We start from the raw sequence: 12,286 nt of genomic DNA, 5'->3' as shown, positions 1-12,286 counted from the left end.
ATACCTCGTTGACCCGTCGCGTACACGCTCGTATAAAGCGCAGGTCTCAACAGAGGCACCTTGCCATTAAACGACGAGAGCCATGGACAGTTATCCCGGTAGTCGCCGGCCCGCCACGCTGATGCTGGACGGGCAAGCGACCAAGACAATCAAACGACAATGCCCGCCACGGGCTGGTCGGTCGAGCCGCACGCCGGGCTGAGCCTCGTCTGCGACTTACCTGCCGGCGCGTCCGGGCCGAGGTAAGTCGATGCATATTTCCTTTCGCAACCAGGCCTCGCGCCTGCGCGGCGCCGCGCCCAACCGCTGGGACTGGGCGCTGCTGCCCCTGGTGCTGGCCGCCATCGTGCTGGCCGCCTGGGGCGCCATGCAGATGAGCCGGCCGTTCATCGTCGGCGAACCCACGCCGATCTCCCTGGACCCCAGCGAGCTGCCCTACTACCTGTTGCGCACCATGCTGCGGATGTTCACCGCGCTGGGCATCTCGCTGCTGTTCGCCTTCGTTTTCGCCGCCATCGCGGCGCGCTACCGGGCGGCGGAAAAGGCCATGATCCCGCTGCTGGACGTGCTGCAGTCGGTGCCGATCCTGGGTTTTCAGGCCATCGCCATCGCGCCCTTCATCGCGCTGTTTCCCGGCAACCTGCTGGGCGTGGAGTGCGCGGCGATCTTCGCCATCTTCACGTCCCAGGCGTGGAACATGGCGCTGAGCCTGTACCAGTCGTTCCGCACCCTGCCGGCGGAACTCAATGAAGCGGCGCGGATCTTCCGCCTCTCGGCCTGGCAGCGCTTCTGGCGCCTGGAGCTGCCCTTCGCCATGCCGGGCCTGCTGTGGAACATGATGATGTCGATGTCTGGCGGCTGGTTCTTCCTGGTCGCTGCCGAAGCGATTTCGGTGGCCGGCCAGGACATCAAGCTGCCCGGCATCGGCTCGTACATCGCCGTGGCCATCGACCAGCGCGACCTGGGCGCCATCGGCTGGGCGATCGGCGCCATGCTGCTGGGCATCCTGTTCTACGACCAGCTGTTCTTCCGCCCGCTGCTGGCCTGGGCCGACCGCTTTCGCTTCGAAGAAGCACAGGGCGAAACCGCGCAGCGCTCCTGGGTGCTCGACTGGGGGCGGCGCAGCCGCTGGATCCGTGCCGCCAGCCTGCGTCTGTCGGCCCGTGTACAGGCCGCCATCGGCGCCTTCCCGCTGCAGGGCGACGGCACCCAGCCGCCTCGGCGCAGCCTGCAACTGCCGAGCTGGTGGCTGCGGGCCTGGGACGCGCTGCTATTGCTGGTGTGCCTGGCGGCGCTGGTGCAACTGACGCTGTTCGTGCACCAGGACGTCGGCTGGGGCGAAGCCCTGCATGTGCTGGGCCTGGGCCTGCTGACCCTGGCCCGGGTGATGGTGCTGATCGTCCTCGCCTCGCTGGTCTGGGTACCGCTGTCGATCTGGATCGGCCTGCGCCCGCGCTATGCGCAGAAAGTCCAAGCCGTGGCGCAGTTCCTCGCCGCGTTTCCGGTCAACCTGCTGTTCCCGCTGGTGGTGGTGGTGCTGGTGCGCCTGGACCTCAACCCGAACATCTGGCTCAGCCCGCTGATGGTGTTCGGCACCCAGTGGTACATCCTGTTCAACGTGGTAGCCGGCGCCTCGACCATGCCCTACGAACTGCGCCTGGCAGCGGACAACCTGGGCCTGAGTGGCTGGCTGAAATGGAAGCGGGTGTACCTGCCAGCGGTTTTCCCGAGCTTTCTTACCGGCGCGGTGACCGCCAGCGGCGGCTCGTGGAACGCCAGTATCGTCGCCGAGTACGTGACCTGGGGCGACACCACGCTGCAGGCCCAGGGCCTGGGCAGTTATATCAAGCAGATGACCGATGCTGGCGACTTCCACCGCATCGCCCTGGGCATCGGGGTGATGTGCCTGTACGTGATGCTGCTCAACCGTTTCTTCTGGCGCCGCCTGTTCCTGCGTGCCGAAACCCGTCGTTAAGGGGATTGCGATGAAGACCCAAGCACTGATTCAACTCAAGGCCGTGGACAAAGGCTTCAAGGCCGCCGACGGCACTTCGCGCACCGTGCTGCAGGGCGTCGACCTGCACCTGCAGGAAGGCGAGATCGTCGCCCTGCTGGGCCGCTCTGGCTCCGGTAAATCCACCCTGCTGCGCATCATCGCCGGCCTGGTGCTGGCCGACGAAGGCCAGGCGCTGTATCGCGGGCGGCCAATCCATGGCCCGGTGAACGGCATTGCCATGGTGTTCCAGTCGTTCGCGCTGTTTCCCTGGCTGACCGTGCAGCAGAACGTCGAACTGGGCCTGGAGGCCCAGGGCGTCAAGCCCGCCGAGCGCGAACGCCTGGCCAGCGCGGCTCTGGAGCTGATCGGCCTGTCCGGTTTCAGCGGCGCCCTGCCCCGCGAGCTGTCCGGCGGCATGCGCCAGCGCGTGGGCATCGCCCGCGCCCTGGTGACCAACCCGGAAGTGCTGCTGATGGATGAAGCCTTCTCGGCGCTGGATGTGCTCACCGGCGAGAACCTACGCGACGACATTCTCGAACTGTGGCAGGAGCGCCGCCTGGCTACGCGCTGCATCCTGGTGGTGTCGCACAACATCGAGGAAACCGTGATGATGGCCGACCGTATCGTCATTCTCGACAGCGACCCCGGCCGCGTGCGTACCCAGTTGCAGGTCGACCTGCCACGCCCCCGCGACCCCGATTCGCCAGCCGTGCGGGCGCTGGTCGCCCAGGTCTATGCATTGATGACCCAGCGTCAGGAAACCCCGGTGCCCGCACAGGAAAGCGCGCACATGGCCGCGCCGCTGGGCTACCGCCTGCCGGAAGCGGATATCGCGCGTCTGGAAAGCGTGCTGGAGCGCCTGGCTGCCGAACCGTTCAAAGGCAAGGCCAGCCTGCCGGAGCTGGCCGAGGAAACCGAACTGCCCGACGAAGAGCTGCTGCCGGTGTGCGAAGCGCTGGCCTTGCTGGGCCTGGCACACATCGAGGACGGCCAGCTGCGCCTGGACCGCCAGGGCCGACACTACGTGACCACCACCCAGGCGCGCCGCCAGGATCTGTTCGCCCGCCAGTGCCGTGGGCGCATCGCCCTGGTGAACTTCATACTCGACCGCCTGCACCTCGACCCGGCCGGCAGTCTGCCCAGGGCAGCCGTGCTGGAGCGCCTGGCGCAGTGGATGAACGAAGACGAGGCGCTGCGGGTGGTGAAGGTGGTCATCGAATGGGGACGTTACAGCGAACTGTTCGAATACAACTTCCATAACCACAGCTTCACCCTGGCACGCCTGGAACCGGTGGGCCGCTGAGCCACGTCAGGGCACGCTGCTATCGCTGGGCAGGCCATACAGGTAATGGTGGATGAGGCGGTTCAGGGTGCCGTTGCGGCGCAACGTTTCGACCGCCTGGCGCAGGCTGTGCACCCGTGCTTCACTGCACTGCGCCGAACAGGCCAGGTAGAGGTCGGCGCTCATCAGTGGCGGGCTCATCAACAGCGGCTTGCTGGACACACCCTTCCAGATGTACTGGGTTTCCGGTACGCCGTTGAACCAGGCGTCCACCCGGCCCAGCAGAAGCATCTGCGCCGGGTTCTCACCGATTTTCAACGGGTAGATCTGCTCGTCGGAGAAGCCCTCTTCGCGCAGTTTCTGTTCCTGGGCGCTGCCCATGCCCACGGCGATGCGCTGATAGGTCTGGCGCGCTTCGGCAAAGCTGCCGACCTGTTTGCTGAGACTGAAGAAGGCGCGCTCCATGGTCATCACCGGGGCGATCCAGGTGTATTTGCTTTCCCGCTCGGGGGTGCGCGACAGGGGAATGATCAACAGATCCTGACCCAGCTGGACCATGCGCTGCGCGCGATTCCATGGCAACGACTGCAGCGCCAGCGGCTGATCTGCCAGCGCACCGGCCAACAGGGCGGCATCGCCGAGGATGCCGTTCTCGCCGGGCGGACCGGACATGGTCAGCGGTGGCGCCTCGAGCATGTACACCGGCAAGGGCTCGGCCGCCGCCACAGCCTCACAAGACAATGCCAGCACGGCGCAACCCAGTTGGAGGGTGCGGCGGCGAAGGGCATGGAGAAAACGCATCGAGGAAGGCATTTGGCTCAGTCTGGCAGGATGAAGCACAGGGTCGGCGTTGGCTCCAAAACAGCTCGGTCGGGGCTGGCAGGAGCGGCTTCAACCGCGAAAGGGCCAGAACATTCACTGCATCGGCGGTGAACATGAGGTCGCTTCGCGCGGGTGCCGCTCCTGCCTGGTCTAACCGAACCGCATGGGCTTAGCCGAGGGGCTGCCTGTTGGTCACCGTAGATACCCTGATCGTTCCGGCTATTTCGCGGCTGAAGCCGCTCTACGGATGCACACAACGCGTGACAGACCTGTATCGGCATTGACTCAGAATAGATGCAGATCGAGCCCTGTGCCCGAGGCCTCAGCGGCCCGCGCATTGATTGTCGAGGCGTCGCAAGAATATGTCGCCCGGCAGCGCAGGCGCATCCAACCGGCCAGGCTCAGCGCCCCTCGAGCAGGCGCAGGAAGGCATCGCGTACCACCTGGCTGTCGCTGTGCCCGACATTGAAGCGCATGAAGTGGCAAGCGTCAGGCGCCTGACTCAACAACGCGCCGGGCGCCAGCACCAGGCCCAGCGCCAGGCCCCGCCGCGCCAGCGCTACGGCCTCCTGGCCGCTTGGCAGCCGCGCCCAGATGAACAGCCCCTGCCCGGGCGTGGAGTGCAGCGTGCAGCCGGCCTCTGCGAGCCAGCGGGAAACCCGGGCACCCGACTCATACAAGCGGTCGACCAGGCGTCGGGTGTGCCGTTCGTAGCTGCCTTCGAGCAGCATGCGCTGGATGACCTGCTCGGTGAGTTCGGAGGTTACCGCGCCGCTGGTGAGTTTGAGCGCCTGCAGCCGCTCGGCCAGTTGCGCCTCGACCACGGCATAGCTGACTCGGCAGTTGGCACTCAGGGTCTTGGAGAAGCCGGAGACATAGCTGACCCTGGCCAGGCCACCCAAGGCAGCCAGGCGCGGTGCGTCTGGCTGCAGGTCGCAGTAGATGTCGTCTTCGATGACCTGCACCGCGAAGCGCTGGCACAGCTCCAGCAGGCGCTGCGCCTGCAGCACGCTGAAGCTGTGGCCGGTGGGGTTGTGCAGCGTGCTATTGGTCAGGTAGACCCGCGGGCGTTCGCTACCCAGCAGACGCTCCAGGGCGGCGAAGTCCAGGCCTTCACGGCTGCGCGGCACGCTGACCACTCGCGCACCGCGCAGTGTCAGCGCGGCGCGAAAATTCACATAGCCCGGTTCGTCCAGCAGCGCGGTATCGCCCGGCTGCAGCAGCAGTTGCAAGAGCATGTCCACGGCCTGCACGGTGCTGGCGGTGGTGACGATCTGCCCCGTCCCGGCCTGGATGCCCAAGGCTGCCAGCTTATGGCGCAAGGTCTGGCGCAACGGCAGGTAGCCCGGCACGGCACCGTACTCGCCCATGCGCAGGGCGCTGGCGCGCAGCGTGCCCCGCATGGCCTTCATCAGTTCCTGGTCTGGCAGCCAGGCCGCCGGCAGGAAACCACAACCGGGGCGCCGCGTACCGTTGTCCAGCATCAGCGCCTGACGCAGGGTGGCGAGAATGTCCGGGGCGGGCGCCGTGCTGGTCACCGGCTCTGGCCGTGCGCTGGCCAGGGCATCGCGAGCCACATAGTAACCGGCCCCCTGCCGGGCGGTGAGCAGCCCGGCAGCACGCAGGCGGTCGAGGGCTTCCACCACCGTCGACTTGCTGACCTGCAGCAGGCCGCTCAGCTCGCGGATCGGTGGCAGGCGCACGCCCGGTGCCAGGCGGCCATCGGTGATGCAGGCGGTGATGTGCTCGACGATCTGCCGGCCCCGTGGTTCACCCGCCAGGTAGGCAATGCTGGCGATGGCAGCGCGCTGGATCTGCATCTGTACGGGTCGTCCGGGCAGTAAAGTCCGGTGGATTCTAGGCAGAGTGTTTCTGGTGCTCAAGCGGAGGGTTTTTCTAACCTGCGTGCGCGGCCAACCGGGTCGTGAACAGATGAGGAGCCAGGCGTCGATGAGCAGAACACAGCGTTACCAGGCCGCGTTGCAGAAGCTGGGCTACCGCTTCGAGGGAACGCCGAAGATTGGCGGCGACTACGTACCGGTCATCCAGCACGCCGACCAGGTGCACGTCAGCGGGCAGATCCCCCGGGTCAACGATAGCGTCATCCACCCTGGCCGGGTCGGCGCCGAGGTCAGCCTGGCAGACGCACAGATCGCTGCGCAGGTCAGCGCCTTGCGTTGCCTGGCCTTGCTTGAAGCGCATCTGGGTTCGCTGGAACGCATTCGCCGTCTGGTACGCATGAACGTCTTCGTGCAGTCGGCCAGCGACTTCTGCCAGCAAAGCGAAGTGGCCAATGCCGCCTCGGCGATCTTCCACCAGGTACTGGGCGAAGCGGGTGTCCACACGCGCACTTCGGTCGGGGTGTATCAGTTGCCAAAGAATGCCGCCGTGGAGATTGATCTGCTGGCCATTGCCGATTGAGGCGAGCAGGGTCGAAACTGCTCACCCGCCCTGCGAGCACACGACCATGACCGACGCCCTGATCCTCGCTGACCTCCCCGAAGCCGACTGGCTGGCCCTGCGCGATGCGCTGGTGGACGCCGGCTGGGCCATGGAAAAAGGCGGCGGCCTGGATCACGCCTGGGCCATTCTGCGCCAGGGTGAACTGCGTATCGACATGCAATGGGATCGCTGGGAACAGGGCGAGGTGCACGGTGCCCGAGGGCAGGTTGAGCGAATCGCAGCGGCGCTGCCTGACCCGCTGCGCCGGATGCTCAACCTCATACAGGTCGGTCAGGTCTAGCCGCAATACAGTTCAGTCCCGTGGGAGCGAGCTTGCTCGCGAAGGCGGCGTCACGTTCATAGCAAGCTCAGCGACTTTGCCAGCTTTTCGCGAGCAAGCTCGCTCCCACAAGGCGCAAAGCGCTTAACTGACCAGCATTGGGTCTGGCCGAAAAGCGGCCTGATCACGACTGGCCATCGCCGAAATCCAGGTCGATCACCTGATAGAACGCGGCCTCGGTATCGGCCACGTTCCACACCCCCAGCAACAGATGATGGCCGCTGCGCTGCGGCAGCGGCACTTGGTGGATGGTGGGGTTGCGGGCCATCAACTCCTGTTCGGCGTCCGGTCCCCAGTACGGCTGGTAGGTATTGACCACCTCGTGGATGGGCTTGTCCTCCAGGTGCGCGCGCACCAGCTGCTGGCTGGGGCTCCAGCCGTCCTTGGTGATCCAGTAGGTCCAGCGCCGGGTCTTGTGCGGCATCGAGTAGTTCCATTCCACCGTCAGCGTGGAGCCGGACTTGACGGGATGCTTGGGCCAGTGGCTGCCGGGCTGGTTGAGCTTGACCCGCGCGTCGGTGTGCCCGCCGCTGGCGATCAGACCATCTGCCGGCGGCGCCTTACCTTTCACATCGTCGGGCCCGGCAGGGTCCACGTAGCCGGCGGTGGTGCCGGGAAAGCCCTTGCCGCCCTCCACTTCGTTCATCTGCCCTTCGTCCAGCTCCCCCTGCTCGTTGAGGTAGACGGCGCGTGACTTGGGATTGATGACGCGACCATGCCGGGGCTGGCCGGCGGCGTAGGCGGCGAACAGGCGGTCGAGGAAATCGTCGACGACGGTTCTCAGTTCTCTGGCTCTCATGGTGCTGGTTCTCCTTGCGTGAAGAAGCGACCTGGACCACGCGGGGTGCTGGCGGATCGTTGGTCGCCGCACCCATGACCACCCTCAGGCACCCTGCCCGCCCCACGGCGGAGCGGACAGCCGGACCCTAACAGACCTGGCCAGGCAGCGGACCTGAGACTTCTGCCAGCCTAGAGCCCGGCGCTGGGCGCCGGCTGGGCGGCGCCGGCGGCAGGCGGTTTGCTGAAGCGGAACATGGCCCAGAGGACCAGAATCCATATCGGGATGATGAACACCGAAATGCGGATGCCGGGAATCAGCAGCATGACCACCAGAATCATCAGCATGAAGGCGAGGCAGATGAAATTGCCCATGGGATGCCACAGCGCCTTGAAGTGCGGTGTTTCATGGCGAGCCTTGAGCACGCGACGAAAGCGCAGGTGGGTCAGGCTGACCATGACCCAGTTGATAAGCAGCGCCGCCACGGCCAGGGCCATCATCAGTTCGAAGGCTTCACCCGGCAGCAGGTAGTTGATCACCAGGCACAATGCGGTCACCGCCGCCGAGACCAGCACCGCCGGCACCGGAATGCCGCGACGGTTGACACGCAGCAAGCCTTTCGGCGCATTGCCCTGCTCGGCCAGGCCGAACAGCATGCGGCTCATGCAGTAGGCGCCGCTGTTGTACACCGACAACGCTGCGGTGAGGATCACGAAGTTGAGCACATGGGCCGCCAGGTCGCTGCCGATCAGCGCGAAGATCTTCACGAAGGGGCTGGCACCGTAGGCGTCCTGGCTGGCAGCGAGACTGTCGAGCAACTGGTCCCAGGGATACAGCGCCAGCAACAGCGTCAAGGCACCGATGTAGAAAATGATGATGCGGTACACCACCTGGTTGATCGCCTTGGGAATCACCCGCCGAGGCTCATCCGACTCGGCGGCGGCGATGCCGATCAGCTCCATGCCGCCGAAGGCGAACAGGATGAAGGCCATGGCCATGAACATGCCGCTGACCCCGTGGGGGAAGAACCCGCCATGGCTCCACAGGTTGCTCAGCGACGCCTGTGGGCCGCCCTCGCCGCTGACCAGCAGGTAGCTGGCCAGCAGGATCATGCCGATGATCGCCGCGACCTTGACGATGGCGAACCAGAACTCGGTCTCCCCGAAGGCCTTGACGTTGATCAGGTTGATCGCGTTCACCAGCACGAAGAACGCTGCGGCACTGACCCAGATGGGAATCTCCGGCCACCAGAATTGCACGTATTTACCCACGGCGGTCAGCTCGGCCATGCACACCAGCGCATACATGATCCAGTAGTTCCAGCCCGACAGGAACCCGGCGAAGCCCCCCCAGTAACGGTTGGCGAAATGGCCGAAAGAGCCGGCCACTGGCTCCTGGACCACCATCTCACCCAACTGGCGCATGATCAGGAAGGCAATGAAGCCGGCAATGGCGTAGCCCAGGATCATCGCCGGACCGGCGGTTTTGAGGACCCCGGCCGAACCGAGGAACAGCCCGGTGCCGATGGCGCCGCCCAGGGCGATGAGCTGAATGTGACGACTGTTGAGGCCGCGCTGCAAGCCGGCCGATGACGTTTCGTGAGTCATGGATGCACCTCGATCAAACAGACACCCCCGCAGGTTCAGCGCGCAGTCATGCGCAGCCACCGACGTGGATGCAGGTCATGTTGGTCCGCTGGCGAAGCAATCGTCGGCGGGCGTCAGAACGGCAGTCTGGAAGTCGGGTACGGTCGTGGGGTGGCGTCGATGGGCATCAGATTTGTCCTTGTTATTGTTCGATGTTCGGGGTTCAGGCACGCAGCACGGCGCGCGCTGGGTCAGCGCGCGCCGGTTCGATCAGAGGGTGGAACGCAGGCTCCACAGTTCGGGGAACAGCTCGGTGTCGAGCATCTTGCGCAGGTAACCCACGCCCTCGGTGCCGCCAGAGCCTTGCTTGAAGCCGATGATGCGCTCCACGGTGGTCACGTGGCGGAAGCGCCACTGGCGGAACGAGTCTTCGAGGTCGATGAACTTCTCGGCCAGCTGGTACAGGTCCCAGTACTGGCTGGGGTTCTGGTACACCACTTTCCAGGCCGCCTCGACCGAGTCGTTGCGCAGGGTGCGGGTCGGTGCCACCTGCTCCAGGCGCTCGGCATCGATCGGCAGGCCGGCCTTGGCCAGCAGGCGAATGGCCTCGTCGTACAGCGACGGTTCTTCCAGGCTTTTCTGCAGGCCGTCCAGCAGCTCGGGCCGGTGTGCATGGGGCTGCATCAGCGGCACGCTCTTGTTGCCGAGGATGAATTCGATCTCCCGGTACTGGAACGACTGGAAGCCCGACGACTGCCCCAGCGATGGACGGAAGGCCACGTACTCACTGGGTGTCATGGTTGCCAGTACGGCCCAGGCGTGGACCATCTGGTCGAAGATCCGCGACACCCGCGCGAGCATCTTGAACGCCGGTGGCAGGTCACCCTGCTTGAGCTGTTCGCGGGCCGCGCGCAGCTCGTGGAGCATCAGCTTCATCCACAGCTCGGAGGTCTGGTGCTGAATGATGAACAGCAACTCGTTGTGGTCCTCCGACAGCGGATGCTGGGCACTGAGGATGCGCTTGAGGTCCAGGTAATCGCCGTAGCTCATGTCGTTGCTGAAATCCAGCTTGGCGTCATGCCACTGCTCGGCGTTGCCGTGGGAATAGGGACATTGGCTCATGGAAGGCTCCTCAGGTCACCGAGTGACGGGTCTGGTATTGCGGCTGACGCCATTCTTCGCCGTCGAGCACTTCGACCAGCGCCTGCACGGCCGCGCCGACGTCCTGAAACGAGGTGTACAGCGGGGTGAAGCCGAAGCGCATGATGCGTGGCTCGCGGTAGTCGCCGATCACCCCGCGGGCGATCAGCGCCTGCACCACGGCATAGCCTTCAGGGTGTTCGAAGCTCACATGGCTGCCGCGCTGGGCGTGGTCACGCGGGGTGATCAGGGTCAGCGGGTGCGCCTTGCAACGCTCTTCCACCAGGCGGATGAACAGGTCGGTCAGCGCCAGGGATTTGCGCCGCAGCGCGACCATGTCGGTCTTGGCGAAGATGTCCAGGCCGCACTCGACCATGCCCAGCGACACCAGCGGCTGGGTACCACAGAGGTAGCGCTGGATACCGGAGGCCGGTGCGTAGTGCGGTTCCATGGCGAACTGCCGGGCGTGGCCCCACCAGCCCGACAGCGGCTGCCAGACTTGGTCGCACAGCGCCGGAGAAACCCACACGAAGGCCGGTGCACCGGGCCCGCCGTTGAGGTACTTGTAGGTGCAGCCGATGGCGTAGTCCGCCCCGGCAGCGGTGAGGTCCACCGGTACCGCACCGGCCGAATGCGCCAGGTCCCACAGCGCCAGCGCGCCATGCTGGTGGATCTGCGCGGTGACCGCGGCCATGTCGTACATGTGGCCGCTCTTGTAGTTGACGTGGGTGAGCAGCACCAGCGCCACCTGGTCGCTGAGCTGCGCCGCGAGGTCTTCGGGCTTGTCGATCAGGCGCAGTTCATAGCCTTCGTCGAGCAGGTCGGCGAGGCCTTCGATGACGTACAGGTCAGCCGGGAAGTTGTGCAGCTCGGAGAGGATCACCTTGCGCTGCGGCGCGCGCTGGGCCTGGATGCGCAGGCCGGCGGCGAGGATCTTGAACAGGTTCACCGTGGTGGTGTCGGTGATCGCCACTTCGCCAGGCCCTGCGCCGATCAGCCCGGCCAGCTTGTCGCCCAGGCGCGTCGACAGGGTGCTCCACTGCGCGGTGTTCCAGCTGCGGATCAGCCCTTCGCCCCACTCCTGCTCGATCATCTGCGTGGCCCGCGCCAACGCGGCGTGCGGGCGGGCACCAAGGGAGTTGCCGTCGAGGTAGACCACACCTTCGGGCAAGGCGAATGCGTCGCGCAGCGGCGCCAGCGGGTCGGCGAGATCAAGCTCGCGCAGTTCTTGTTGTACAGACATGTCATTCATCCTTTCAGGGGGCGCAGTACGGCGCGCACCGGGCTGGCATCGAGGTGGGAGAAACGCAGGGGCAAGGCAATCAGTTCGTAGTCACCCTCGGGCACCGCATCCAGCACGATGCCTTCGAGGATCGCCATGGCCTGGCGCTCCACCGTGCGGTGAGCGTCCAGGGTCTTGGATTCCTGGGGGTCGAGCGACGGCGTATCGATGCCGATCAGGCGTACGCCATGGCTCGCCAGCAATTCGATGGTCGCTGGCGCGACGGCGGTGAAGTCAGAGTCCCAGTGGCTCACTGGCGCCTGCCGATAAGTGCGCAGCAGCACGCGCTCGGGCACCTGGTGCAAGTGCGCGGCGATATCCGTCGGCTCTACCAGCGCACCGCTGCCCAGGCAATGGATGACCCGACACGGGCCCATGTACAGGTCCAGTGACACCTCACCGATGGGCAGGCCGTCGGGGCTGTAGTGCAAGGGCGCATCGACATGCGCGCCAGTGTGCGGCGACAGGGTGATGCGTCCTACGTTGACCGGACATTGCGGACCATAGGCCCAGACCCGCTCTTCCTGGAAAGGCGTGTCGCCGGGCCAGGTCGGCGTGTCGGTGTTCAAGGGCGGGCTGATGTCCCACCAGGCGGTTTGCGTTGGCATGTTGTTGTTC

Annotated in this window: 11 protein-coding genes; 4 read left to right on the top strand and 7 right to left on the bottom strand. The window is 65.6% G+C overall.

The window, feature by feature from the left end; genetic code table 11:
• Positions 1-250: 250 nt before the first annotated feature.
• Together QZ497_RS01775 and QZ497_RS01770 are read left to right on the top strand one after the other, a co-directional pair.
• Positions 251-1,975 carry an ABC transporter permease subunit gene (locus QZ497_RS01775; protein WP_295470540.1) on the top strand — a complete coding sequence of 575 codons (1,725 nt, stop codon included), beginning with the start codon at positions 251-253 and terminating at the stop codon, positions 1,973-1,975.
• A 10-nt stretch (positions 1,976-1,985) separates the two neighbouring features.
• Positions 1,986-3,299, top strand: a complete 1,314-nt coding sequence (locus QZ497_RS01770; RefSeq protein WP_295470539.1) for a nitrate/sulfonate/bicarbonate ABC transporter ATP-binding protein — start codon at positions 1,986-1,988, stop codon at positions 3,297-3,299.
• A gap of 6 nt (positions 3,300-3,305) precedes the next feature.
• Here QZ497_RS01770 and QZ497_RS01765 read toward each other — a convergent pair whose 3' ends face one another.
• Positions 3,306-4,091, bottom strand: coding sequence for a transporter substrate-binding domain-containing protein (locus tag QZ497_RS01765; RefSeq protein WP_295470537.1), 786 nt, complete (start codon positions 4,089-4,091; stop codon positions 3,306-3,308).
• 410 nt (positions 4,092-4,501) lie between these two features.
• Positions 4,502-5,920, bottom strand: coding sequence for a PLP-dependent aminotransferase family protein (locus QZ497_RS01760; protein WP_295470536.1), 1,419 nt, complete (start codon positions 5,918-5,920; stop codon positions 4,502-4,504).
• 130 nt (positions 5,921-6,050) lie between these two features.
• Here QZ497_RS01760 and QZ497_RS01755 point away from each other — a divergent pair, with 130 nt between their 5' ends.
• On the top strand, positions 6,051-6,521 hold the full coding sequence (locus QZ497_RS01755; protein WP_295470534.1) for a RidA family protein: 471 nt from the start codon (positions 6,051-6,053) through the stop codon (positions 6,519-6,521).
• Positions 6,522-6,567: 46 nt separating this feature from the next.
• Positions 6,568-6,843, top strand: coding sequence for a hypothetical protein (locus QZ497_RS01750; protein WP_295470533.1), 276 nt, complete (start codon positions 6,568-6,570; stop codon positions 6,841-6,843).
• 163 nt (positions 6,844-7,006) lie between these two features.
• Here the strand turns inward: QZ497_RS01750 and QZ497_RS01745 are convergent, their stop codons facing one another.
• From QZ497_RS01745 to kynB, 5 genes are all read right to left on the bottom strand, one after another.
• A complete protein-coding gene (locus QZ497_RS01745) occupies positions 7,007-7,681 on the bottom strand; it encodes a lytic polysaccharide monooxygenase auxiliary activity family 9 protein (RefSeq protein ID WP_295470531.1) in 675 nt (224 codons plus the stop codon).
• A gap of 170 nt (positions 7,682-7,851) precedes the next feature.
• The gene (locus tag QZ497_RS01740) at positions 7,852-9,267 is read right to left on the bottom strand and encodes an amino acid permease (RefSeq protein WP_295470530.1); all 1,416 of its coding nucleotides are present in this window, start codon (positions 9,265-9,267) and stop codon (positions 7,852-7,854) included.
• 249 nt (positions 9,268-9,516) lie between these two features.
• Positions 9,517-10,368, bottom strand: a complete 852-nt coding sequence (gene kynA, locus QZ497_RS01735; protein ID WP_295470529.1) for a tryptophan 2,3-dioxygenase — start codon at positions 10,366-10,368, stop codon at positions 9,517-9,519.
• A 10-nt stretch (positions 10,369-10,378) separates the two neighbouring features.
• Positions 10,379-11,629 carry a kynureninase gene (kynU, locus tag QZ497_RS01730; RefSeq protein WP_295470527.1) on the bottom strand — a complete coding sequence of 417 codons (1,251 nt, stop codon included), beginning with the start codon at positions 11,627-11,629 and terminating at the stop codon, positions 10,379-10,381.
• Between the two features lie 5 nt (positions 11,630-11,634).
• The gene (kynB, locus tag QZ497_RS01725; RefSeq protein ID WP_295470525.1) at positions 11,635-12,276 is read right to left on the bottom strand and encodes an arylformamidase; all 642 of its coding nucleotides are present in this window, start codon (positions 12,274-12,276) and stop codon (positions 11,635-11,637) included.
• Positions 12,277-12,286: the final 10 nt, after the last annotated feature.

Origin of the sequence: uncultured Pseudomonas sp., from assembly GCF_913777995.1 — a bacterium.
In the GTDB taxonomy this organism is placed as follows: domain Bacteria; phylum Pseudomonadota; class Gammaproteobacteria; order Pseudomonadales; family Pseudomonadaceae; genus Aquipseudomonas.
This window is presented reverse-complemented; position numbering and strand designations above follow the sequence as displayed.